At 36.0% G+C, this 25168-nt stretch carries 26 protein-coding genes; 5 read left to right on the top strand and 21 right to left on the bottom strand.

Annotated features, from left to right (window positions below; all coding sequences use genetic code 11):
• Positions 1-32: 32 nt before the first annotated feature.
• From HYG86_RS13735 to HYG86_RS13685, 11 genes are all read right to left on the bottom strand, one after another.
• Positions 33-650: an MBL fold metallo-hydrolase gene (locus HYG86_RS13735; protein ID WP_213166157.1), complete on the bottom strand. Its 618-nt coding sequence runs from the start codon at positions 648-650 to the stop codon at positions 33-35.
• Between the two features lie 12 nt (positions 651-662).
• The gene (dtd, locus tag HYG86_RS13730; protein WP_213166156.1) at positions 663-1112 is read right to left on the bottom strand and encodes a D-aminoacyl-tRNA deacylase; all 450 of its coding nucleotides are present in this window, start codon (positions 1110-1112) and stop codon (positions 663-665) included.
• Positions 1109-3286, bottom strand: a complete 2178-nt coding sequence (locus HYG86_RS13725; protein WP_213166155.1) for a RelA/SpoT family protein — start codon at positions 3284-3286, stop codon at positions 1109-1111. Before HYG86_RS13725 ends, dtd begins: the two co-directional genes overlap by 4 nt.
• A gap of 87 nt (positions 3287-3373) precedes the next feature.
• Positions 3374-3886: an adenine phosphoribosyltransferase gene (locus HYG86_RS13720; RefSeq protein ID WP_213166154.1), complete on the bottom strand. Its 513-nt coding sequence runs from the start codon at positions 3884-3886 to the stop codon at positions 3374-3376.
• Positions 3886-6264, bottom strand: coding sequence for a single-stranded-DNA-specific exonuclease RecJ (recJ, locus tag HYG86_RS13715; protein ID WP_213166153.1), 2379 nt, complete (start codon positions 6262-6264; stop codon positions 3886-3888). The genes HYG86_RS13720 and recJ overlap by 1 nt, the downstream gene beginning before the upstream one ends.
• Positions 6265-6429: 165 nt before the next feature.
• Complete coding sequence (gene secF, locus HYG86_RS13710; protein ID WP_213166152.1) at positions 6430-7326, bottom strand: protein translocase subunit SecF; 897 nt, start codon at positions 7324-7326, stop codon at positions 6430-6432.
• 14 nt (positions 7327-7340) lie between these two features.
• Complete coding sequence (gene secD, locus HYG86_RS13705) at positions 7341-8567, bottom strand: protein translocase subunit SecD (protein ID WP_213166151.1); 1227 nt, start codon at positions 8565-8567, stop codon at positions 7341-7343.
• A 63-nt stretch (positions 8568-8630) separates the two neighbouring features.
• Positions 8631-9290, bottom strand: a complete 660-nt coding sequence (locus HYG86_RS13700) for an HD domain-containing protein (RefSeq protein ID WP_246451787.1) — start codon at positions 9288-9290, stop codon at positions 8631-8633.
• A gap of 1 nt (position 9291) precedes the next feature.
• A complete protein-coding gene (locus tag HYG86_RS13695) occupies positions 9292-9651 on the bottom strand; it encodes a nucleoside/nucleotide kinase family protein (RefSeq protein WP_213166150.1) in 360 nt (119 codons plus the stop codon).
• A gap of 18 nt (positions 9652-9669) precedes the next feature.
• Positions 9670-10365 carry a PP2C family protein-serine/threonine phosphatase gene (locus HYG86_RS13690; protein WP_213166149.1) on the bottom strand — a complete coding sequence of 232 codons (696 nt, stop codon included), beginning with the start codon at positions 10363-10365 and terminating at the stop codon, positions 9670-9672.
• A 470-nt stretch (positions 10366-10835) separates the two neighbouring features.
• Complete coding sequence (locus HYG86_RS13685) at positions 10836-11153, bottom strand: hypothetical protein (protein ID WP_213166148.1); 318 nt, start codon at positions 11151-11153, stop codon at positions 10836-10838.
• 225 nt (positions 11154-11378) lie between these two features.
• On the opposite strand from HYG86_RS13685, the gene HYG86_RS13680 reads away from it, so the two are divergent.
• Entirely contained in the window at positions 11379-11885 is a 507-nt protein-coding gene (locus tag HYG86_RS13680) for a gamma carbonic anhydrase family protein (protein ID WP_213166147.1), read from the top strand.
• Positions 11886-11983: 98 nt separating this feature from the next.
• On the opposite strand, the gene HYG86_RS13675 is transcribed toward HYG86_RS13680, so the two are convergent.
• The 3 genes from HYG86_RS13675 to scfA all read right to left on the bottom strand — a co-directional run bounded on the left by HYG86_RS13675 (position 11984) and on the right by scfA (position 14407).
• A complete protein-coding gene (locus HYG86_RS13675; RefSeq protein WP_213166146.1) occupies positions 11984-12553 on the bottom strand; it encodes a hypothetical protein in 570 nt (189 codons plus the stop codon).
• 71 nt (positions 12554-12624) lie between these two features.
• On the bottom strand, positions 12625-13992 hold the full coding sequence (scfB, locus tag HYG86_RS13670) for a thioether cross-link-forming SCIFF peptide maturase (RefSeq protein ID WP_213166145.1): 1368 nt from the start codon (positions 13990-13992) through the stop codon (positions 12625-12627).
• Positions 13993-14266: 274 nt separating this feature from the next.
• On the bottom strand, positions 14267-14407 hold the full coding sequence (scfA, locus tag HYG86_RS13665; protein WP_213166144.1) for a six-cysteine ranthipeptide SCIFF: 141 nt from the start codon (positions 14405-14407) through the stop codon (positions 14267-14269).
• Between the two features lie 235 nt (positions 14408-14642).
• On the opposite strand from scfA, the gene HYG86_RS13660 reads away from it, so the two are divergent.
• From HYG86_RS13660 to HYG86_RS13645, 4 genes are all read left to right on the top strand, one after another.
• Positions 14643-15200, top strand: coding sequence for a chromate transporter (locus HYG86_RS13660; RefSeq protein WP_213166143.1), 558 nt, complete (start codon positions 14643-14645; stop codon positions 15198-15200).
• Entirely contained in the window at positions 15201-15761 is a 561-nt protein-coding gene (locus HYG86_RS13655; RefSeq protein ID WP_213166142.1) for a chromate transporter, read from the top strand. It begins immediately after the preceding gene.
• Positions 15762-15964: 203 nt separating this feature from the next.
• Complete coding sequence (asnB, locus tag HYG86_RS13650; protein ID WP_213166141.1) at positions 15965-17803, top strand: asparagine synthase (glutamine-hydrolyzing); 1839 nt, start codon at positions 15965-15967, stop codon at positions 17801-17803.
• Positions 17804-17959: 156 nt separating this feature from the next.
• Positions 17960-19516, top strand: a complete 1557-nt coding sequence (locus HYG86_RS13645) for an ABC-F family ATP-binding cassette domain-containing protein (protein ID WP_213166140.1) — start codon at positions 17960-17962, stop codon at positions 19514-19516.
• Positions 19517-19592: 76 nt separating this feature from the next.
• Here HYG86_RS13645 and HYG86_RS13640 read toward each other — a convergent pair whose 3' ends face one another.
• The 7 genes from HYG86_RS13640 to queA form a co-directional block, all read right to left on the bottom strand.
• Complete coding sequence (locus HYG86_RS13640; protein ID WP_213166139.1) at positions 19593-20246, bottom strand: P-II family nitrogen regulator; 654 nt, start codon at positions 20244-20246, stop codon at positions 19593-19595.
• A complete protein-coding gene (locus HYG86_RS13635; RefSeq protein WP_213166138.1) occupies positions 20239-21729 on the bottom strand; it encodes a DUF1538 domain-containing protein in 1491 nt (496 codons plus the stop codon). Before HYG86_RS13635 ends, HYG86_RS13640 begins: the two co-directional genes overlap by 8 nt.
• A 179-nt stretch (positions 21730-21908) precedes the next feature.
• The gene (locus HYG86_RS13630) at positions 21909-22121 is read right to left on the bottom strand and encodes an alpha/beta-type small acid-soluble spore protein (RefSeq protein ID WP_246451786.1); all 213 of its coding nucleotides are present in this window, start codon (positions 22119-22121) and stop codon (positions 21909-21911) included.
• A gap of 100 nt (positions 22122-22221) precedes the next feature.
• Positions 22222-22626, bottom strand: a complete 405-nt coding sequence (locus HYG86_RS13625) for a TIGR04086 family membrane protein (protein ID WP_213166137.1) — start codon at positions 22624-22626, stop codon at positions 22222-22224.
• Between the two features lie 96 nt (positions 22627-22722).
• Entirely contained in the window at positions 22723-22992 is a 270-nt protein-coding gene (yajC, locus tag HYG86_RS13620) for a preprotein translocase subunit YajC (RefSeq protein ID WP_213166136.1), read from the bottom strand.
• On the bottom strand, positions 22980-24119 hold the full coding sequence (gene tgt / locus HYG86_RS13615) for a tRNA guanosine(34) transglycosylase Tgt (RefSeq protein ID WP_213166135.1): 1140 nt from the start codon (positions 24117-24119) through the stop codon (positions 22980-22982). The genes yajC and tgt overlap by 13 nt, the downstream gene beginning before the upstream one ends.
• A 19-nt stretch (positions 24120-24138) precedes the next feature.
• Positions 24139-25161, bottom strand: a complete 1023-nt coding sequence (gene queA / locus HYG86_RS13610; RefSeq protein WP_213166134.1) for a tRNA preQ1(34) S-adenosylmethionine ribosyltransferase-isomerase QueA — start codon at positions 25159-25161, stop codon at positions 24139-24141.
• Positions 25162-25168 lie beyond the last annotated feature (7 nt).

Below are 25168 nucleotides of genomic sequence, written 5' to 3'. Positions count from 1 at the left end.
ATAGTATTGCCTGGGAAGGTTTTTTTTATGATCTATTGAAAAAATGGATTACTTTGTCTTTCTTCTCCTACAGTTGAGCTAGAACCATGGCCTGGATAGACTTTTAGTTTGTTTGACAGGCTTAAAAATTGTTTTTTAATGGACTTTACCAGTGTCTTCATGTCTCCACCAGGCAAGTCAGTTCTGCCCACTGAGCCTTGAAAAACTGTATCACCTGTGAACAAAAGGTCGTCTATTTGTATAAGTATCCCTCCAGGTGTATGGCCTGGTGTATGTATTACTTTAATTGATCGCTCACCAAATTTTAGTGTATCTTGGTCTTTTACAACAACATCAGCCTTTGGAGATATTATTTTGTCACCCATCATAGCTGATAGATTTAGGTTGGGGTCATATAACATTTTTTCATCATCTTGGTGGATCACAAGTTGAGCTACTGCAAATTCTTCTTTAAGCTTGGAGTTCCCGCCAATATGGTCTAGGTGCCCATGGGTGTTAATGATATATTTAACATCTAAACCATCACATGCAGCAATAATTTTTTCACTATCTCCACCTGGGTCTATGATTACTGCCTGTTTGGATTCATCATAGATTATATAACAGTTATTTTGTATTGGACCAACAACTAAGGTCTTTATTTTTAGCATTATATTTCCTCCTTAAAAGGTTTTTTTGCTATCTATCATAAGTGTCACTGGGCCATCATTGATAAGTTGCACATCCATCATGGCAGCAAACTGTCCTTTACTTACATTTAGACCTTGATTTTCAAGCCTTAAACAAACTTCTAAGTAAAGGTCTTTTGCAACACTTGGGTGACCTGCTGAGGAAAAGCTTGGTCTTCTTCCCTTCCTACAATCACCAAAAAGGGTGAATTGGGAAACTACTAAAACCTCCCCTTGAACATCTTTAAGGGATAGGTTCATTTTTTCATTTTCGTCTTCAAACACCCTTAAATTAGTGATTTTATCTACCATATAATCTATGTCAGTCTCATTATCCTCTTGGCCTACTCCTAGTAATACTAAAAATCCCTTCTGTATTTCAGATATTTTCTTACCTTCCACGGACACAGAAGCGTTTTTCACCCTTTGAAGTACTGCCCTCAATTGTTATCCCCCCTATTACCATGTCTTACTACGTCAAATACAGATTGTATTGAGCGAAGGCGGTCTTTGACTTTTTCCAAGTGGCTTGTATCAGTAATCTCCACAGTTAGTCTAATGGATGCAGTGCCGTCATCTTTACCTTTGCCAGAAACAGCTACTATGTTTGCTTTTCCTTCTGAAACAGTATTCATAACTTCCTGTAACAAGCCTTTGCGATCCCATGCAAAAATACTTAGCTCCACAGGATAACTCTGCTTTTTCTCCACATCCCATTCTACCTCAATAAATCTATCCACATCATCAGGGGATATATTTGTGCAGTCCTTACGGTGAATGGATACGCCCCTGCCCCGTGTTATATAGCCAACTATCTCATCCCCTGGCACTGGTTTACAGCATTTAGAAAACCTAATAAGTAGGTTGTCCACACCCTTTATCCTTACACCTTGGGTAGATGTTTTCCTTGGAGTGTTTTGTAAATTTATCTCAGAGATATTAGTATCTTCCTCTGGTAATGTTTTCTTAAATTCTTCAATTAGTTTTTTAGCCACTGAAATAGCACTAAAGCCACCAAAGCCTATGGCACTGTATACATCGTTTGCAGTGCTATAATTATATCTTTTGGCAATTTTTTCTATAAAATCATCTTTTAGGACATCAGTTATGTCATAATGTAGCTTTTTGATTTCTTTTTCTAATAATTCTTTGCCCTTTTCTATGTTTTCTTCTTGGCTTTCCTTTTTGAACCATGCTCTTATCTTACTTTTAGCGTGGGACGTTTTTACAATCTGCAACCAGTCTCTACTGGGAGCTTTATTGGGCTTTGTCATGATTTCTACAATATCACCGGTTTTTAAGTTATAGTTAAGTTGGACAATGTTGCCATTAACTTTAGCTCCTGCAAATCGATGTCCTACATCAGTGTGTACCCTGTAGGCAAAGTCTAATGGAACTCCACCAGATGGCAGGTCGATAACATCCCCTCTAGGTGTAAATACAAAGACCTCTTCGTTAAATAAGTCTATTTTAAGGGATTCCATGTACTCATGAGCATCCTTAAGTTCCCTTTGCCATTCCATGAACTGTCTAAACCACGATCTCTTTTGATCTAGGTGTTTATCTGCTTTTCCTTGTTCTTTGTATTGCCAGTGGGCAGCCACACCAAATTCAGCTGTTTTATGCATATCCCATGTTCTTATTTGAATTTCAAGGGGGTTACCCTTAGGGCATAGTACCGTTGTGTGTAATGATTGGTACATGTTAGGTTTGGGCATAGCTATATAATCTTTAAACCTCCCAGGAATAGGTTTCCATAAGCTATGAATTATTCCAAGGACACCATAACACTCCCTTACAGACTCAACGATGATTCTAACTGCTGTTAAGTCGTATATCTCGTTAAGTTCTTTACCTTTGTTGTGCATTTTCTGGTATATACTATATAAATGCTTGGGTCGTCCATCTATGGTTGCATTTATGGAAGCAGCATCTGCTTTTTCGTTAAGTTCTGCAATTATATCATTTATGAACTTTTCCCGTTCTTCCCTCTTTTGGGCAATTTGCTTAGCTAAGTTATAGTATTCTTGCTGCAGGGTATATCGGAACGCCAAATCCTCTAATTCCCACTTGATCTTAAAAATACCCATTCTATGGGCTAAGGGAGCATATATTTCTAGGGTTTCCTTCGCCATGCGCTTTTGTTTTTCCACTGTTGTGTGGTTTAGTGTACGCATGTTATGGAGTCTATCAGCAAGCTTTATGATAATTACTCTTATGTCCTTTGCCATGGCCATGAACATTTTTCTAAAGCTTTCTGCTTGTTGTTCTTCTTTTGATTTAAATTCGATTTGACTAAGCTTTGTAACTCCATCCACTAATAGGGCGATACCCTCGCCAAACTCCTTTTGAATAGCTTCTAAGGTAACCTCTGTATCTTCAACAACATCATGTAATATAGCAGCAGCAATTGTGTCAACATCCATTTCAAGTTCAACTAGGATGTTGGCAACACCTAAGGGATGAACAATAAAGGAGTCTCCCGACTCCCTTAGTTGATTTTTATGTGCCTTTTCAGCCCAAGTGTAGGCTTTATCTAAAATAGTTAAATCTGTTTCATTATCCCTTGCGGTAATTTTCCTTTTAATTACTTCTATATCATGGATTACATTTTCCATAAGTTATCACCAACTCGATCTAGGGTTAAAAAAACATAAAGGGTTTCGTTCTGTAACCCACAATTTTTATGATTCATAGAAATCATCTTAGTATTCAAGAAGTGAGAATATCTCATGACCTTCTAATTTTTTTCTACCATCTAAGAAGGTTAACTCAATCAAAAAGGCTACACCTATGATTTCTCCCCCAAGCTCTGTTACAAGATCCACAGTTGATTTAACTGTTCCACCTGTTGCTAGGAGGTCATCTGCTACCAATACTTTTTGCCCTGGCTTTATGGCATCTTTATGTATTTGCAGTGTATCGTTTCCATATTCTAGCTCGTAGGTTGCCTCTACTACTTCCCCTGGAAGCTTACCTGATTTCCTAACAGGTACAAAGCCCGCACCTAAACTATATGCCAGTGGTGCTCCTATAAGAAATCCTCTAGCCTCGGGCCCAACAACCACGTCTACTTGTCTATCTTTACAAAACTCAGCCATTTTATCAATTGCCTCTTTAAATGCAGGACCTTCTTGAAGAAGTGTTGTGATATCTTTAAAGCCTATGCCTTCCTTTGGAAAATCTGGAATTTCTCTTATTTTACTTTTTAAATCCATTATTCTTCCTCCTCTATTGTAATTTGTTGGTTTGAGAGTAATTCATTTATATCTGCGGTTAATGCGCGATTATGCCACTTTGTAAATATATCCTGTTCCTTTGTGTATTTTTTATAGGAGGTAGTTGTAGTATAGTCTACTTTAACCTCTACATCTACTAACTCCCAACAATCATCATTACAATGTAATAATCTACACTCACTAAATATATTTAACCCTCTATCTAACAAATAGTCAACAGCAAATTTACTATCAATTTGAGAAATTATATCTCTTTTTGTAGCTCTTTTGCCATTTGTGGACAGCACTTTAATTGCCTGATACATAGCAACCAAAAATTCTCTTTGTGGTAATAAAGCAACATCATCAGTTCCAAAACCTATTATTATTTGCTTTACACCTAAGTTTCTAAATTTTGCAAGTAAGTCATAAAACTCCCTTGCTTTTATAGGGGTGTGTAGTAGCACTGGTATCTCTTTTACAGATATGTCATAATCCTCATTATACTCTTTTATTATAACATTAGGTTGACTTAAATAAAAATTATCTAGCCTGTTTTTATGGTATCCATTTGTATAAAGAATATATCTTTTATCTAAGTTATTTGGCAAAGTTAAGTATTCAGATATTGATTTATTCCTCAAATCGATTATTTTCATGTCCGATGATAAATATCCATCTTCTTCATCTTTTAAGTCCATAATCCTTAGTTGAAGTTTTGTAGTGCCATTATAGGTATTTTCATCTAGATAGCCAGCAAAACTTATTTTACTTTTTCCAAAGATTCTATCCACAAGGTCAGATTTTTTAAATCCTATTGAAGATATCCACATGTTTTCTATTTTGAAGTCTACCTTTAAATGATTTTTCTGTTGACCCACAAGACTAAACTTAGCAACCTGTAAGTTCCCGACCCTAAAAACAGGGGCTGGGTTTTGTTGTCCAAAGGGTTTTAGCCTGTTGATATCTTTGATTAGGTTTAAGTCTAGTTCCAGTGGATTTAAGTCCATATCAATGTAGATTTTCGGACTTAGATATTGATCAATATTGTTATCAACAGCATATTTGTTAATTCTGTGGGTAAATTCTGAAATTTTATTTTTATCCACAGTAAGACCAGCAGCCATGGCATGACCACCGTATTTTACCAAAAGGTCTCCACAGTAGTTGAGGGCTTCGTAAAGATGAAAACCTTCTACACTTCGACAAGAACCCGTGGCTTGGGCTTGGTCTTGGTCATCATTTATTGACAGCATAATGACAGGTCTATAGTATTTTTCCACAAGCCTTGATGCAACTATACCTATAACCCCATGATGCCAGTTTTCATTTGCTAATACCAGCACCTTTGATGTGGATAAGTTCATTTCATCAACCATCTCAATACATTGTTCTAATATTTTTTGTTCCACTTCTTGTCTTTCTCTGTTTTGTTCATTTAAATATGTGGATAGTTCTAAAGCTTTGTCTTTATCTGTGGATAACATCAACTCTATTGCTTCCTTGGGTGTTTCTAGTCTTCCCGCAGCGTTTAATCTTGGACCAAAAGCAAAACCTAGGTGGTAAGAATCCAGTGGAGGCTTAACACCTGCTATTTCAGCTAGGCTTGCCAGGGGAAGCCTCAATCCTTTATTCATTTTTTCTAAGCCTAGGGCAACTATGGTTCTGTTTTCACCCTGAAGGGGAACGAGGTCTGCCACAGTCCCTAATGCGACAATATCTAATAGTTCTTCCCACCCTTGTACTCCTAGTTCTTCATATAATGCTGTGACCAGTTTAAAGGAAAGTCCTACTCCAGCAAGTTCTTTGAATTTATAGTTGCAGTTTGACTGTTTCGGGTTAATAATACTATATGCTTTAGGTAATTCAGCAGGTGGTAGATGATGATCTGTAATTATGCAGTCAACATTTGATTGGTTACAAAAATCAACTTCTTCTACGGCACTTATTCCACAGTCCACAGTTATTACTAAGTTTATACCTTCTTGAATTTTTTCCCCAAGGGCAGATTTGTTTAATCCGTATCCTTCGCTACGGTTAGGTATATAGTATTCTACTAAAGCTCCAAGCTTTCTTAGGCCTAGGTATAGCACCGTTGTGCTTGTTATTCCATCCACATCGTAGTCACCAAAAATAAGTATTTTTTCTTCTGCATCTATGGCAGCTATGATTCGTTCTACACTTCTATCCATGTCCTTCATTTCAAAGGGTGAGTGTAGATCTTTAATTGTGGGGTTTAAAAATGCGGGTATATCTTCACATGAAATACCCCGCTTTATTAACAGTTCTGCTAAGACTTGGCTGATATTGTGTTTTTGTGTGATTTCATCAATTCGTTGTTTTTCTACTGTTTCCCATAACCATTTTTTATCAAGCATTTAGGTTTCTCCTTTTTTAAGTTATCCCTACTGTTTATTTTAGTTGATTACAGGTATTCATTCAAGAGTTTTTTCATAGGTGGTTACGGGCTTCATTACAAAAAGCCCCCCGCTCCTGTTAGGAGCTGGGGGCTTTGAATCAGCAAAAAGAATCTGATATTAGTCTTATGCTATTTTTTTGCTTCTTTCTCTTAGTTTCCAAGCATGCCAGAAAGAGCCTGCTAAGAAAATTGAGGAATAGGTACCGCTTATTACTCCCACAAATAGTGGTAGAGCAAAGGGTCTTAGTGTGTCTCCAGCTAAGAACAGTATTGAACCTAAAACTAGTAAAGTTGTAAGTGATGTGTTAATAGTTCTAACCACTGACTGGCTGATAGCTCTATCCACTTTCGCTGCTAGGTCTTTACCTGGAAATTTTAGATTTTCACGAATTCTATCGAATACAACTATTGTATCATTTATGGAGTAACCTACTATTGTTAGTATTGCAGCAACAAAGGGACTGTTTAGTTCTATTTGAGTTACTGAGAATACAGTTAAGACCACAAAAGCATCAAATAATAGTGTTACTATAGCTGAAACAGCAAATTTGAATTCAAATCTGATGCTAATGTATACAACTAATAAAGCCGCTGCAATTAAAAGAGCCAAAATGGCATTTTTGATAAGTTCAGCTCCCACAGTAGGACCAACAATGTCAGGGCCTGATAAAACAGTAAAGCCAGGGAACTCAGTTTCTAGGGCTTCAACCACTCTATCTTGTTCTTCCTCATCTAGGGGTAAGGTCCTTATACTAAAGGCTCCTTCATCTAAGCTTTGAACAAAGCTGTTCCCAAGGTTTGCTTCCCGCCCTTGGGCATCAGTTGCATTTACGTTACTTAGGGCTGTTCTAATTTGATCATTTGTTGTACCTTCAGGAAATTCTGCTTGTATCCTAGTACCTCCAGTAAAGTCTATACCGAAGTTTAAGCCTAAAGTGGCTAAGGATATCATACCTAAAATTACTATTACACTAGAAATTGTAAACCAAAGTTTAGATCTTTCAATAAATTTAAACGACATCTTATCACCCACCCTTACACACCAAAAAATTTAGTACTTTTGATGATATTTGTATTAACTACTAATTTTACAATAAGTCTTGTTACAAATACTGCTGTGATCATACTTATTAAAACTCCGATTACCAAGGTTAATGCAAAACCTCTAACTGGGCCAGTTCCAAAAGCAAATAGTACAAACCCTACTATTAGTGTGGTTACATTGGAGTCAAGTATAGTTGTTATAGCTCTCTTAAAGCCTGATTCAACTCCACTCCTTAAAGTTTTTCCGTTTCTTATTTCTTCTTTTATTCTCTCAAATATAATAACGTTGGCATCTACAGCCATACCTATGGTTAAAATCAAACCAGCGATTCCAGGTAATGTTAGTACAGCGTTTAGCCCTACAAGGGTTGCCATTACTAACAATAAATATATGGTTAGGGATATAGATGCAACAATCCCTGGCACCTTATAAAATACTATCATAAATGCTATAACAAATAATAAACCAAGTCCACCTGCATAAAGACTTCTTAGTAAGGATTGGCTACCTAGCTCTGGACCAACTGCTCTAATTTCAAGTCTTTCTAGTTCTAATGGAAGTGCACCGGAACGAAGTAAGCCTGCAATTCTTGCAGCGTCTTCTATTGATCCTACATTTTGTATGATTGCTTTACCATCTGTAATTACTACTCCCTGTCTTACTGTTGGCGAGGAGATAACTTGGCCGTCTAGCACAATAGGAATTGGTATACCAGTTCCAGCAACACTGCGGGTTAGCTCTGCAAAGATAGCAGCACCCTCACTATCTAACTCTAATGACACAGCAGGCCTGTTATCCTGAGAGTCATAAACAGCACGAGCATTTGTTAGGTTTGCACCCGTTAGTGCTGTTTCCCCACTTGGATCTAAGAATTCTAAAAGAGCAGTTTGTCCAATAAGAGCTAGTACAGACTCTGGATCTTGCTCTGCATCTGCAACTTCTATTCTAATTCTATTTTCCCCTTCCCGTTGAATTACGGGTTCAAGGACACCTAGTTCATCAATTCTATTACGTAAAACTTCAATGGTACCACGGATTGCTTCGTCATTAACTTCGGACCTATCTGTTGCTTTTGCCTCTAGTAAAACATACACTCCGCCTTGTAAGTCCAATCCTAATTTTACTTCTTGTCTAATAATTGGAATAGCAAAGTAACCTGCTGCAGCCACAAGAGCTAGTAAAACTACAAGTGCTATTACACTTTTATATCGTATCATTTTGTTCTCTCCCTTCACCGAATGTATAAAAATAATTATAACTCGCTATACATTTACTGTCAATTATAGAAGTTTGGCATCGTTTATAACTAAACCGAAGGATGCATCTAAAAACTCTGCCGCTCTTCTACACATTACCATTCTGCTTAGGAATATCTCAAAGTATTCCATGACTGTTGTTATGCTTTGGTCTATTTCCAGCTCCAATGTAATCTTTCTTTCCTCTGTATCTACTTTTAGAAATGAGTGGACTGCACCATAGTTTACCCTGTCATGGATATCAAATGTAGATACATCTGGGTTTCTAACCCTTGATCTGTGAACATCTGATTTATCTGCAAGAATAAGAGCAGCTGACACGTTGTTAACACTTTCACCGTATTGCTCCTCATGATTACCTATGGCAGATATTACAGTGGCGATCTCGCCCGGATCCATTCCTAAATCTTTTAAGATGTCATATGCCAACATGGCCCCTGTCTGCCCATGGTTATATCGTGAGATTACGTTACCGATGTCATGAAGATATCCAGCTATAGCTGCAAGCTCAACTTCTCTTTCAGAGTACCCCAATCTTTCTAATACATTTGAAGCGATCTTTGATACAAGATTTTTATGTCTATAGCTATGTTCCGTAAACCCCATTTCACCTAAGTGGTCATCACCTTTTTTTATGAATGTCTTAGCTACTGGGTGTTCTTTTACATCTTCTAGTTTTATCAAGTTATTCAGCCCTTTCTTGTATATACTCTATAGCTATTTTCAAAACATCATCAATTGATAAGTTATTTGTGTCGATAAGTAAGTCTTTATTTTCATAGGCATTTTGAAGTTTCTTTTTTTGGTCTTCCAGCCTTTCTTGACCCCAAGCAATCCTTGGCCTCCTTTTTTTAGCTTCTTCTAAGCTGCATGTTAAGTATATGAGAAGCTTGGGATTATACCTTTGCCAAAACTTTAAAACTACAGAGTGTTCTTGGGGAACGTTATAAGCATTAATGTAACCTTCTTGTTTAAGACCTTTTACTAAAGTAGTTTTCCCAGCGGCACAGTTTCCTACTACTGCTATTTTAATTTCTTTGTTCAATTGTTATTCCCCCTTTGGTTAAATGGGATAGCTAGCGGTAACTTTTCTTATGTTTTTGTTGTCACCTTCCACTGTTTCCAATATAAGTATGGTGGTATCATCATTTGGCCTATCTTTGTCCAATTCTAAGGCTAGCTCCAAAATTTTATCTGCTTTACTTTGCGTGGTTATTTGTTGTTTTAGTATCTCTATTATTTGATTATGTGTTATGTTGTTGTTATATTTTTTCCCCGCTGAAACCAAACCGTCGCTATAGGCCATGATTGTAAGGCCTGCTTTTAGGGGTATTTCATTAATTTGAGGTTTAGAGAATTTATAAAACCCTAAGGGATTTACTTGTTCTTCATATATTATTTCATCATGTTCATCAAGGACTATCACTGGAGTGTGGCCATTTCTTGTTATAACAATGCTATTTGTGTCTAGAGCAACAGATACCATTGTAAGGGTGGCAGATACTCTACCGTCTTTGATTGTAAAGAGGTAGTCTTGCACTGCCCTGGCCACTGCACCGTCTCGTGCACCATCTCCTATTAGTGTAGATATTTTACCCACTATGGAGTTGCTTATTATTTTTGCAGGTTTGCCACTTCCTTGTCCGTCCACTATGATTCCTGTTACTCCACCTAGTGGGCGTTCAACTATTTCTGCAGTGTCCCCTCCTATATTTTTCCCGTGTTTGTTTACCTTTGCTATGGATATGTTAACTAGCACGATTATCCCCCTCTATTAAATATTTTCTATTTATATATTTTGCTATTTATATACTTTTCGATACCTTTGTTTTAAATCCCTTTTTCTTTATGGATATGATGTGGGAGAAAAAAATTTAAAAGCGTAGCCACGGATCTACAGGATTTTTAAGTTCAAAGGAGAAGGTCAAAATCGTAGCCACAGATCTACAGGATCTATATGATCTCTAAGTCCAAGGGGAAAAGGCAAAATCTTAGCCACGGATTTTCACTGATTTTCATGGATTAAAAATATAAAGGGAATTTTCTAAAGGGCTATAGTCTTGTGGCTCAATATTTTAATGTTTGCTTTTTATAGTGTGGGCTTTTTAGTGTTAGGTAGTGGTAAAATCCTAAAGCACTTAGCCACAGATCTACTTTATCTTTATGATCTTTATGATCTTTAAGTCCAAACATAGCAGTATTTAAAGAAAATAAAAAGTGACCTTGTGGTCACTTTAGGATGTTGTTAGTTTTTATGTATACTAGTAATTTGTATAAAAATTTTTGAGTTATAATATAAAGTGCTAGTGGTGCTAGTGGTAGTATAAAGATAATAAAAAACATGAAGAAACTACTTTCAAAAGTATCTTCAATAGAATGGTAAATTAAAGGTGTAAATGAGGAAAATACAATTGCTATTAACAGTGATATAAAAAAGGCTTTATAGTATATATTTCTATTGTCTTTGCTGTGTAGTATTAAGTTTGTCACTAGGATTGCAACTGCAGCAACAATGTAAATAAAAAGAGAGCCAAAATAATTGAACATAGTCATCCTCCTTCTTGTTATACTAATTTACAGCTATAATACAGTTACTCTCTTAGATATGAGTGAATCTAAGAGAGTATTCTGTTAAGCTAAAGGATTTAATTAATATTCTATATTATACTTGGTTTTATTTTACTTATCAATATTTTTTTAATATTTAAAAATTAAATTTATTTGCTTTAAAAAATCTATAAAGGTAAAATATAACAAAAAGGAGGTTTTGTTATGATTCAAAGTTATATGGGAGTTAGTCCTAAGATACATGAAAATACTTTTATCCATGAATCTGCTGTCATTATAGGTGATGTTACTATCGAAGAAGGTGTTAACATATGGCCAAATGTTGTAATACGTGGAGACATGGATAAGATCACAATAGGGAAAAACACTAATATTCAAGATGGTAGTGTACTTCATGTGGATACAAACACTCCCCTTGTAATTGGAGAGGGCGTAACCGTAGGACACAATGCTGTGCTCCATGGTTGTACCATAGAAGACTTCACCTTAGTTGGTATGGGGTCTACTGTTTTAGATGGTGCAGTGATAAAAACAGGGTCTATAGTGGGTGCAGGTTCTTTAGTGCCTCCAAGTAAAACCTTTGACCAAGGTTCCCTTATAGTAGGGTTACCAGGTAAAGCCGTTAGGCAAACAACTGATACTGAGAAAGAAAAAATATATAAATCTGTGGGTATTTATTTAGATATGGCCAAAAACCATAAAAACTCCTAAAAAAAATTATGATAGGGAATTATCACTACCACAATTTCATATTTATTGAAAAGATGTCTTATAGATATTTAAAAAAAGCAGCTATAATAGCTGCTTTTTTACTGTCCTTTTAATTCATTTAACTCGTTTACTTCTTTTGCTACACCTGGTTCATATCTAGCAATAACCCATTCTCCGTCGATTCTCTCGAACTCATAGTGCATGATACTCCAAGCTTTTTTTGGTGTTTCTAGTAATATAGAGTCTTCTTCTGCTAAGATGTTAACTTGTACTTTAGCAGTTTCCCATCCGGATTCAGTTACAGAAGATTCTATTTCATGGATAACCATGGTGTATTGTTTTGCTCTGTAATCGTTAATAAATTGTTGTTCGTAAGCTTGATGACTTCTCACAAGACCTGGGCTTAGGTACCCCAGCAACGGTTCAAAAGAAAAAGATTCGTAGTCAATGTTGAAAAATAGTTCACTGAATTCTTCTGCCTTTTGTGTAATATCTTCATTTGTTCTTGGTCTGTGTATACCATAAAAATAACCCGTAGCACCTAGGACAACTAGTAAAATAAGGGCAAAAACCCCGTATGCAACGTAGTCACCTACAGTATACTTTTTTCTTTTGTTGGTCTTGGGCTTAGTGATATTCTTTTTTTGATTTGTCGTGTCTTTAGCCATCAAAATTTCCCCCCACCAGTTTATATTTTTATATACTCATTTTTTTATTATACTAATCATTTAGAAATATTTCAAGAGTGTTTCGAAATTGCTTTAGCAGCTTCTATATATATACTGCATTCTGTACGAATCTTTTGTAGTTCACACCCAAGCTCATATGGTTTTTTTAGATCATTGTTATGTGAATGAGCATTTGCATGGCAACCACCGCCACAGTAGTACCTCGCCCAGCATTTTAGGCAGTCATCCTTCTCCAAAAGTGAACTGTTGTAAAATTCATCTTTAACATGTTGGCCCTTTAAACCAGTTTCTAGATCACCCATTTTGAATTCTTCGTTACCCACAAATTGGTGACATGGGTAAATATTACCGTCTGGGTCTATTGATAAGTATTCTACACCAGCTCCACACCCACTTACTCTCTTTGCTGCACAGGGTCCGTCACCTAGGTTTATGTTAAAATGAAAGAAATTAAATGGTTTCCCTTTTTTATGGTAGTCCAGATATATATCTGCAAGACTCCAGTATTCTTCCCTGAGCTTTTCTAGATGTTCATCTTTTAGCGCATAACTTCTCTCATCAGATGTAACAACTGGTTCTACAGATACTTCTGTGAAGCCCATATCCACTATATGTTTTACATCTTGAGAAAAGTCAATGTTTTCTCCCGTAAACGTTCCCCTTATATAGTAGTTTTGGTTCCCTCTACCTTTTACAAACTTTTTATAGTTTTGCACTATTTCATCGTGGGTACCTTGACCGTCCACAGTTTTACGCATGTTATCATTTACTTCTTTTCTACCATCTAAACTCAAGACAGTACTCATACCTTGTTCATTAACGAATTGTTGAACTTCTTCTGTCAAGTCAAGACCATTGGTTGTAAGGGTGAATCTTATGTTTTTATTCAGTGGCTTTTCTTTTTCCCTAGCATAGGCTATGGTTTCTTTTATAAGCTCAAAGTTCATCAGGGGTTCTCCACCGAAGAAGTCAATTTCACAATTTCTCCTAGGTCCTGACCTTTCAAGGATAAAATCCACTGCCTTTTTAGCTGTTTCTATATCCATCAGCTTACGTTGACCACCAAAATGACCACTGGATGCGAAGCAGTACTTGCATCTCATGTTGCAGTCATGGGCAACATGTAAGCACAGCGCTTTTACTATGTCTTCACTTGGCTTTTTAAGGCTATGTCCAACGTCTTCAGTGAAGAGTAAGTTTTTCTCCACCAGTTCTTCTATTTCAGAGAGTGCACCTTGTATTTCACTCTCTTGGTACTGAGGTAGCTTCTTTGCTAGGTCTTCTATTGCAACATTTTCTTCGAGGTTTTCTAAAATCTTATAGGTAACATCATCCACCACATGGATTGCACCTGATGGGATATCCACAACTATGTTAATATCATTTTTAGTAAATTTATAATAATTTCTAAGTTCCATTTTCCCACTCCATTTTCTTTTACTTGCGTCTATTAAAAACCTAGCCACGGATTTACACTGATTAAATACGGATTTTTAAATGCTTTATTCTTAATCACTACCTACACTAAAAATTTATACGCTTTTTAAAGCAAAGGTAAAAGCTAAAATCTAAATACCTCTCTCAAGTAAAACTAAGGTTTTAAATCTCGTACGCTTCTTATAGGCATTTTAGTGAAAAGTAGTGGTAAAAAAAGTTTAAATTTAAGGCTATGTTTATAAAGAAGAAAGCAGCCTAGTTGGCTACTTTTTCACATACTTGATTACCTACTGTACAACTTGTTTTGCAAGCTGATTGGCAAGATGTTTGACATTCACCACAGCCCATGTCAGTTCTTTCAACTACTTGATTTATAGTTATGATATGTTTTTTCATTATTCAGCCCTCCTTTTTAACATTATAATTATAACACAACAAACCAGTAGATGGAATATTATTCTTTTACTTTACAGTCCTTATACTTTATTTATACAAATTACTTCCACGGGAGATACATGATTGTTTAAAATTTTAAACATAGTTCCATTGTTCTGTACTCTAACAAAAAAATCCTTCTATTCTCGAAGAAAATAAGTTATAATTGGTATAGTAAAGGAGGTTAAGATTGTATATGTTATTAGAAATATTTTTATCTTTTTTCAAAGTCGGTGCATTTACCTTCGGTGGAGGTTATGCCATGCTCCCAATTATACAGAGGGAAGTAGTAGATCGTCGTAAATGGATAAGTGACGATGAATTTTTAGAAGTTCTTGGTGTTAGTCAATCAGGACCTGGAGCCGTGGCAGTAAACACTGCAATTTATCTAGGTTTTAGAATCAAGGGTATATTGGGTAGTATTGCAGCAACTCTAGGTGTTGTTATGCCATCATTCTTAATTATCCTTTCCATAGTAACTTTATTTAGACCTTTTATCGACTCCCATGCTGGGCAAGCTTTTTTTAGCGGTGTAAGGCCAGCTGTGGTTGGTTTATTAATCTCTGTTACTATTAAATTATTTAAAAAAGTAGATGGGTTACATGGCTACATACTATTTGTACTTTCCGCAATACTATTAGTATTTTTCAGTGTTCATCCAGCCATTATTATATTGAGTTCAGCTTTGTACGGTGCCTTCTTTATAACCAAGGAAATTAAGGCAAAACAACTTAAAGCAAAGGAGGGTAATTAAATGTTGCTACTTCAAATATTCCTTTCTTTCTTTAAGATAGGTATAATCAGCTTTGGTGGTGGCTATGCAATGATTCCCCTTATTGAAAGGGAAATCATTGAGGTCCAGGGGTGGCTAACCTCCACGGAGTTTTTAGATATAATAGCTGTTGCTGAGATGACACCAGGTCCCATAGCTATAAACTCTGCTACTTACATTGGATATACAAAGGCAAATGTTTTAGGGTCAGCTGTTGCAACTTTTGGTGTTGTATTACCTTCTTTTATGGCCATGGTAATCCTTGCTTACCTTATTAATAAAACTAAGCATCTTCCCCATGTTAAAGGAGCCCTAAGGGGTATCGTGTCAGGGGTTATAGCTTTAATTGGTTTTGCTACTTTTAGGATGGCAGTGGGCACTGGTTTAGCAACTGTAGATTTAGATCTTCCCTCTGTTTTGGTCAGTTTTAATATTTATAATATTGTTATATGCATTGGAGCCTTTTTTTTATTACATTATACTAAGTTCCATCCAGTTTTACTGCTGATATCTTTTGGTATTTTAGGTATCATAGTATTTTAAATATATATTACATTAAGGCATTTAGAACTGATAGCTTTTAAGCTGTCAGTTCTTTTATTTTGGAGTTACAACTAAAAGGGTAGTTATAAATCTATTGATTTTGGTTATTGCATTGTTTACTATTTTTTTGTCAACTACACTGGGTATTTTTCATAGTATAGTTATTGAAAGCACATTCCTTATATAACAAAGGAGGGAATAAAATGTGTGGAATCAATGGTATATACAACTTTGATTTAGGTATCAATAAGGATAATTCTTTGATTAAAAGGATGGCAGGAAACATGCTGCATCGTGGCCCAGATAATAACGGGTTTTTCAATGACAAGAGGGTATCATTAGGCTTTCGCCGCCTTTCCATTATTGATATCTCTGGGGCCAATCAGCCTATTTCAAATGAAGATGGTAGCTTGAAGTTATTGTGTAATGGTGAGATATATAACTATAAGGAACTTAGGGAAATGCTTATTAGCAAGGGGCATCGTTTTTCCACCAATGGTGATGCAGAGACTATCATCCACCTCTATGAAGAGTATGGGAAGGATTTGGTTAAATATTTACGTGGAATGTTTGCTTTTATAATCTACGATATTATTAAAGATAAAATTATTCTTGGAAGGGACCACTTTGGTATAAAGCCTTTATATTATACTGTAAATGACGACATGTTTGCCTGTTCCTCAGAATTGAAAAGTGTAATTTTGACTCTAAAAAATAAGGACATTGATAACGAGAGTTTGGCATACTATCTTACTTACCAATACGTTCCTCTAAGTAAAACCATGGTCAAAGATATTTTCAGGCTACTTCCTGGGCATACCTTAGAGGTTGATAAAAATGGTGTTAAAGTTGAGAGATACTGGCAAGCAGAGTTTTCTTCTGTTCAAAAACCTAAGGATGAGTATATAGAGGAGATCAAGGATGTACTAAGGGATTCAGTTAATGTACACATGCAAAGTGACGTACCTGTGGGTGCATATTTATCTAGTGGTATAGACTCCACGGTGATAACTTCACTAATGACCAAAATTAAGGATATTAATACTTTTTCAGTTGGTTTTGAGGGTAAGCAAAATGAGTGTGATTATTCAACTGAAACCGCTAGGCTCCTTAAAACTAATCATCATAAGTGGGTTATAAGTCAGCAGGACTATTTTAAAGCTTTGAGGGACTACATTTGGTATATTGATGAACCTGTAGCAGATCCTTCAGCTGTGGCACTATACCTTTTATCTAAATTAGCTTCCCAACATGTGAAAGTTGTTTTATCAGGTGAGGGTGCAGATGAGTTATTTGGGGGGTATCGTATTTATGCAGAACCACAATCATTAAGAGGCGTGGGTTCCCTTCCCAGTGCTGTTAGAAAAGCAGGCCTTTCTGTTCTAAAACCTCTACCTAAGTTCTATGGTAAGAATTATTTACAGCGGGCTTGCACAGATTTAAATCGTCGGTTTGTAGGTAATGCTAAAATATTTGTTGATGAAGTAAAGGATGTTTTGGTATCTATTCCAGAAAACTATTCATCTCCTTTTGATCTAACAGATCCTTTTTATAAGGAGAGTGAGCATCTAGATTGTGTTAAGCGCATGCAACTTATAGATATTAACTTTTGGATGCCTGGAAACATTTTGGTGAAGGCTGATAAGATGACAATGGCAAATTCCATTGAGTTACGGGTTCCTTTCTTAGATATCAAGGTTTTTGACGTTGCAAGGAAAATCCCATCAGAATACAATATCACTCCTCAAACAACAAAAGTCATACTTCGAGAGGCCATTAAGGATTTTGTACCTGACCATATTATAAACAGACCAAAATTAGGCTTTCCTGTCCCCCTAGCCCATTGGATTAGAGGTGATTTTGGTAAGGAATGTATAAACTCAATAAGGGAGAGCAATATTGGTAAGTACATCAACTTGGAGTATGTGGAGAAACTGTACAATGATCATAAAAATGGTAGTGCAAATAATGCAAGAAAGATCTGGACTATATATATATTAGCTATGTGGTACAAAAGATTTATTCTAAGTGACATATTTTAGACTGAAATGCGTCTAGTTCGACGCATTTTTTGTTGGACATTATAAACCTACTAAATTGTTTGATGATTTTAGACTAACTTTCAAGTTTGTTGTATTTACACTTTTGCTTACTACACTTATAATATAGGTTGATATTAATTTGCAAAGGAGATTGCTATGAGTATTTTAACAGTGAAGAACTTGACCCATGGTTTTGGAGATAGGGCTATTTTTAATGATGTTTCTTTTCGTTTGTTAAAGGGTGAACATATAGGCTTTATCGGTGCTAATGGAGAAGGAAAGTCAACGTTTATGAATTTAATTACAGGTAAGTTAGAGCCCGATGAGGGACAGATTGAGTGGTCTAAGCGTGTCCGTGTAGGTTATTTGGACCAGCACTCTATTTTGGAAAAAGGTACTAGTATCCGCGACGCATTAAGAACAGCTTTTCAGTATCTCTTTGATTTAGAAACTGAGGGGAATGAGATCTGCGAGAAAATGGCTGAAGCTTCTCCTGAGGAACTTGAGAAACTCATGGATGAGTTTGGTGTTATTCAAGACACTTTGACTAATAACGATTTTTATCTTATTGATGCAAAGGTTGAAGAGATAGCAAAGGGGCTAGGCCTTGATGGAGTTGGTCTTGAAAAGGATGTTAATGATCTTAGTGGTGGCCAAAGAACTAAAGTTCTTTTGGCAAAGCTGCTTTTGGAAAAGCCTGATATTCTGCTTTTGGACGAGCCCACAAACTACCTTGATGAACAGCATATTGAGTGGCTGAAGAGATATTTACAAGCTTATGAAAATGCCTTTATTCTTATTTCTCATGATATACCATTTTTAAATAGCGTCATTAACCTTATCTATCATGTGGAGAATCAACAAGTAAATAGATATGTTGGTGATTATGATAATTTTATTCAGGCCCATGAGACTAAAAAGCAACAACTTGAGTCTGCATATAAGAGACAGCAACAGGAAATTGAAGACTTAAAAGACTTTGTAGCAAGAAATAAAGCTAGGGTTTCAACGAGAAATATGGCCATGTCCCGTCAGAAAAAGCTTGATAAAATGGACGTTATTGAGTTGGCTAAAGAAAAACCAAAGCCGGAGTTTAATTTCAAGTATTCTAGGGCTTCTGGAAAGATGATCTTTGAAGCTAAGGATTTAGTAATTGGTTATACGGAGCCTCTGTCCCGCCCGTTGAATCTTTATATGGAGAGGGGACAAAAAATAGCCCTTGTTGGTGCTAATGGGCTAGGTAAGACTACTTTATTACGTAGTATCCTTGGGGAAATTAAAGCTCTATCTGGTTCTGTTACTTTAGGTGATAATCTGCGTATGGGTTATTTTGAGCAAGAGATCAAAGATGCAAATTATAATACTTGTATTGAAGAGTTTTGGGCTGATTTCCCTGGGTTTACTCAGTTTGAGGTTAGAGCTGCTTTAGCTAAATGTGGCCTTACCACCAAGCATATTGAAAGTAAGGTTGTTGTGCTAAGTGGTGGAGAGCAAGCTAAGGTGAGACTATGTAAACTTATAAACAAAGAAACTAACTTGCTTATCCTTGATGAGCCTACTAATCACTTGGATGTTGACGCAAAGGATGAACTGAAGAGAGCTCTTAAAGAGTATAAGGGCAGTATCCTAATTATATGCCATGAGCCTGAGTTTTATAGAGATGTGGTTACAGAAGTGTGGAATTGTGAAGATTGGACAACTAAATTAGCATAAGACATTAGAAAAATATATACTGATATAGAACTCAAAAGCACTAAATCTCCTTGATTACTAAGGAGATTTAGTGCTTTTAATATAGCCCATAAGTTTTTTCTACATCTTGAATAAATATTACTCCATTTCCTGGTTCATCAATTTTAAGCTCATTTTTAATTGATTCTGTAATAGCCTCTGTGGACTCACTCTGACTTATAATAAGCACTAATTCTTTTTCAGGTTCTATCTCCATTGCAAACAGTTTATTCGTCTCATGGATACCTGATCCTCGCCCATTGATAATTGTAGCACCTCGAGAACCAGCCTTATTTGCAGCCTCTACAACTTCTTGTCCTTTACCTCGGTCCACTATTGTTAGTATCACGTTATACATAGGTATGTTAACACCTCTTTCTAAGTTTTCATTTAAAGACACATTTTTAGTTCCTAAAATACTTCTAAGTGACGTAGTAAAGGCTATACCGTGATTTGGTTTGTAAAATTTAAACTTATCATCAAGTTTATTTACAGCTAACTCAATGGTGGAGCTATCTGCAGCCATTAAAACAATTTCTCTCCTAACTTCTGATAACTCTAAAAACTGTAAAATAGAATTTTGGATAGTTCCCTTTCCCAAAAATACTGTTCCACCTTTTATTCCGCTCTCTTTTGCACATTTCAATATTTTGCTACCTAGGCCAAACCTTACAATGACCCAAAGCAACTCAACCCCTGTTATTTCACTCATTTTCCGGTAACCCTCCTTTTTTAGACTTAATATTAAATATATAACCAAGTATTTGTAGTGTTATTATCGGTGTTAAAGCAACCATTGCAATCATACCAAAACCATCTATTAGGAGATCTGCACCTTCAACTGCATCAGCTGCCCCATGTGTAAAGGCTAAAATAAATGTAGCTGTCATAGGCCCTGTTGCAACACCACCGGCATCAAATGCTATACCAACAAATAGTTTAGGGACAATATACGTCAGGGATATTGCTAGAATGTAACCTGGCAAAAGATAATGCCATAGCTGTATACTTGGAATAATTATTCTTAGCATAGACAACGCTATAGCTAATCCCACTCCTATTGCCAATGCAGTCAGTACAGCTACTCTCTTAACATATCCACTGGTAACATCTTCAATCTGATGTGTCAAAACATGGACAGCTGGTTCTGCAAGGATAGTTACAATTCCTAATACAAATCCTATTATAATAAGATAAAAAGAATTATCAAATGAAGCAATTGTATACCCAATGATGCTCCCCACTTCCATAAAACCTGCATTTACACCTACTAAAAAAAGCAACAAACCAAAGAATGCATAAATAAAACCTTTTAAAATTCTTAGGTAGGCTCTCTTTGTTAATTTAAATGCTATTTTCTGAAGTACTGTAAGTATAATCAAGAGTGGTAAAATTGCCAAAAAACTTTCTAACATAACTGGGATTATTTCATTAAAAAAAGGTCTAAAAACAGAAGATGTTTCGCTGACTTCAAGTTCTAGATTAGCAGAAAACTCAGTTGCGCCAGAAAAAAAATTAAGGATTAAAACAGATAAAATTGCACCTACAGAAGCTATGGAAACCAAACCAAAGCTATCTTTTTCAGACGACTTACTATCCTTTTTCATTGAGGAAATACCGATTGCAAGGGCTAAAATAAAGGGAACTGCTAGTACCCCAGTTGTGGCACCAGAAGCATCAAAAGCTATAGCTAAAAATTCAGGAGTGGCAAAAAAAGATAGTATAAGTATCAGAAAGTACAAAATAGATAGTATTTTATATAAAGGAATATTGAATACTGTTCTAATAAGACCAAATGCCACCATAATTGCAAGTCCCAAAGATACAACTATTAAAATGCTTATATTAGAAATTTGTCCGTCAGTTATAAAGTCTATCTGATTTGCGAGCACAAGTAGCCCTGGTTCAGCTATTGATATAAAGAAGCCTAAAACGATACCAGAAGCCACTACTACCCATAGCCTGTTTGATTTTGTTAAATTCGATCCAGCCATACTTCCCAATGGCGTTATACCTAAGTCAACACCCAGTAGAAATATGGTTAAACCTAATATAATAAATACAGCTCCTATTATAAATCTTATTAAGACTGCAAAGGGAAGCGGCACAAATGTAAAATTCAATACTAAAACAATAATTGAGACTGGTATTACAGAATATAGAACCTCCTTAAATTTCTCTATGAATAGATTCAAGTAATCACTCCCTCTCGACTCCTATGTTAACCATGTAAATGCAAGGCATTCTCATAAAAATCAATCATATGTGTAAATTATACCATTATTCCATAGTATTATCAACGAATCACTTAATAGATAAGCAAATTAAAAGCAGTGGTTCTTGTGAACCACTGCTTTTTTGGGGTTAATCTAAACTAGTCATCTAGAGTGTACTTCCCGGTGGCTTCAATCATTTTTTTTACCATCATACCACCCACCATTCCACATTCTCTAGTAGTCATGTTTTCCCACCCCACCTGACGGACCTTATCGGCTAACCCAAGTTCTTCGGCAGTTTCATACTTGAAACGTTCCATCACCTGGGCGGCTTCAGGCAAAGCATACTGTCTTCTTCTTCTGCTAGCCAATATATCCACCTCCGCAAGACTATATTTTCTTGCACTATTATTATTATCTAGTTTTAGTTCTAATATTGATGTAATTTTATGAATCTAAACCATTTTTTTCTTATGAATTTAATGCAACTGTACCGCCGATCCCACCAACGATGAAAGCTAAACCGATATTAAATAATGACATTAATGATAGGCTGGTATCTGCCATCCCGCTACCAAATATCAATAACAGCAGTGCATATAAAACACCTACTATTCCACCTGAGATCCATCCTTTTTTACGTGTACCCATTGCGCAAATAAAGCCTCCACCGAAAGTACTAATAATTAATGCCCCTAGCACGAAGTACTCCACTGTACTATCAGATATTGATGAAACTGCAAGAACCAATGACCATATTAGAAAAAGTATTAAAGTTATTATAATACTAAAGGCTAAGCCCACAAGATATGGTTTTACTCCTGAAGTGCCCTCAGGTTGGTGCTTTCTTTTCCTAGACCTCCTGTATTTTGCCATATAAACACCCCTCAAAATTATTTAGTAATGTTTATGAGTCAGGTTGTGAAATATGCCAAAATCATAGCAATAAAAAAACAGCCTATGGCTGTTTTTTTATGCTATGATTTTATCAATAGCGAATCTTTCTGCTTTTACTTCTACTTTTTCTGCAATTCTGATTGTAAGTTTTGTCTCTTTTATCTCTGTTATAGTTCCATAGATACCACCGATAGTGATAACTTTATCACCAACTTTAAGTTGGCTAAGCATGTTTTGTCTTTCTTTTTGTTGTTTTTGTTGTGGTCTAATTAGAAAGAACCAAAAAACAACGAAAACTAAAATCATTGGTGAAAATGAAATCAAAGTATTAATTAACTCCTGCATTTTTCTCTCCCCATCCCTTCATTAATTTTATTGATATTTTCTTTATAAAACTGAGCAAATGTACCATCTAAGATTGATTGACGGACATTTCTCATAAGATTAAGCAAGTAATACAGGTTGTGATATGAAATTAGTTTGAAGCCTAATATTTCATTACACTTTATCAGGTGCCTTAGGTATGCTCTAGTGTAGTTTTTACAAACATAGCAGTCACAGTTATGATCAAGGGAGGTAAAGTCTTTTGAATAACTTGCATTTCTCACTACAACCCTTCCATGGCTTGTCATTGCTGTCCCGTTTCTAGCTATCCTTGTGGGAAGCACACAGTCAAACATATCTATTCCTCTATATACCCCTTCGAGCAACGCGTCATCAGATCCTACTCCCATAAGATATCTTGGTTTGTTTTTCGGCATCATAGGTACAGTGTGCTCTAAGACCTTATACATCTCGTCTTTTGGCTCACCCACACTTAGTCCTCCAACTGCATATCCAGGTAAGTCTAAAGCAAGGATTTCCTCTGCACTTTGAGTTCTCAAATCTAAGTACATCCCACCTTGGATTATTCCAAAAAGTGCTTGTTTTTCTGTGTTTTTATGAGCTTCTTTACATCTTTTTAGCCATCTAGTTGTACGTTCTAGGGATTGCTTAGCGTATTCATGGGTCGCTGGATATGGAGTGCACTCATCAAAGGCCATGATTATGTCAGATCCCAATGCATTTTGTATCTCCATAACCCTTTCTGGTGTGAATAGATGTTTTGAACCATCTATGTGTGATTTAAATTGTACACCCTCTTCAGTTATTTTTCTAAGATCTCCTAAACTAAAAACTTGAAAACCACCGCTGTCAGTCAAGATGGGACGGTCCCAGTTCATAAAGGAATGCAATCCCCCTGCTTCTTTTACAAGTTCATGACCAGGTCTTAGATAAAGGTGATAGGTATTACTAAGGATAATCTGTGAACCTATTTCTTTTAGATCCCTTGGATCCATGGTTTTTACTGTGGCCAATGTTCCCACAGGCATAAAAATTGGTGTTTCTATTTGACCATGGGGGGTATGTAGAATACCAGCCCTAGCCCCTGTCTCAGGGCATTCTTTGAGAAGTTCGTATGTAACTGCCATTAAAAAAATTCCTCCTAAACTACAATATCAACATACCATCACCGAAGCTAAAGAAACGATATTCTTCAGTAACAGCTTCTGAATATGCATTCATGACTTTTTCTTTCCCTGCAAAGGCACTTACTAACATAACCAAAGTGCTCTTTGGCAAATGAAAGTTAGTGAATAAACCGTTTACTATTTTAAAATTATACCCAGGATAAATAAATATATCAGTCCAACCAGATGTGGGAGTTAGCTCATCATTTAAGTTAGCTATGGTTTCAAGTGTCCTTACTACAGTTGTACCAACTGCTACTACTCGCCCTTTTCTTTCTTTACATTTTTTGATAGCTTCAACTGTTTCTTTAGATATTGAGTAAAACTCACTATGCATTTTATGTTCTTCTATTTTTTCCACTTGGACTGGTCTAAAAGTGCCTAGCCCAACGTGTAAAGTTATAAAGGAAGTCTCTACACCTTTAGCATTAATCTTATCTAGTAACTCTTCTGTAAAGTGAAGTCCAGCAGTAGGAGCAGCTACTGCTCCTACATTTTGAGCATATACAGTTTGATATCTTCCGTAATCTTCGGGTTTCTCTTTTATATAAGGTGGAAGGGGTAACTCTCCTATCTTGTCGATAGCTTCTAAAAAATCTAATCCATGCATGTTAAATTTTATGGTCTTACCACCAAATTCGGTGTCATCCTCCACAATCCCTTCTAGTCCATGGGAAAAAAGTATTTGAGTCCCTTCTTTTAATTTTTTGCCTGGTTTTGCAAGGCATTCCCAAGTCCCTTTAGCTACTTCATTTAACAACATCACTTCAACTTTACCACCTGAAACTTTATTTCCGAAAAGTCTTGCTGGTAAAACTTTAGTGTCATTAAAAATAATCAGATCATTGGGATTGAGAAACTCGAGACACTCATAAAAAGATTTGTGTTCTATATTTCCACTTTCCTTTGAAAGCACTAATAGGCGGGAGTGATCCCGCCTTTCTGATGGTTTTTGAGCTATTAATTTTTCCGGTAAATAAAAATCATAATCTTTTACTTCCACGCTAAAT

The organism is Alkalicella caledoniensis (assembly GCF_014467015.1).
Taxonomy (GTDB): domain Bacteria; phylum Bacillota; class Proteinivoracia; order Proteinivoracales; family Proteinivoracaceae; genus Alkalicella; species Alkalicella caledoniensis.
The sequence above is the reverse complement of the archived record's forward strand: the minus strand, read 5'-3'. Positions and strand labels throughout refer to the sequence as shown.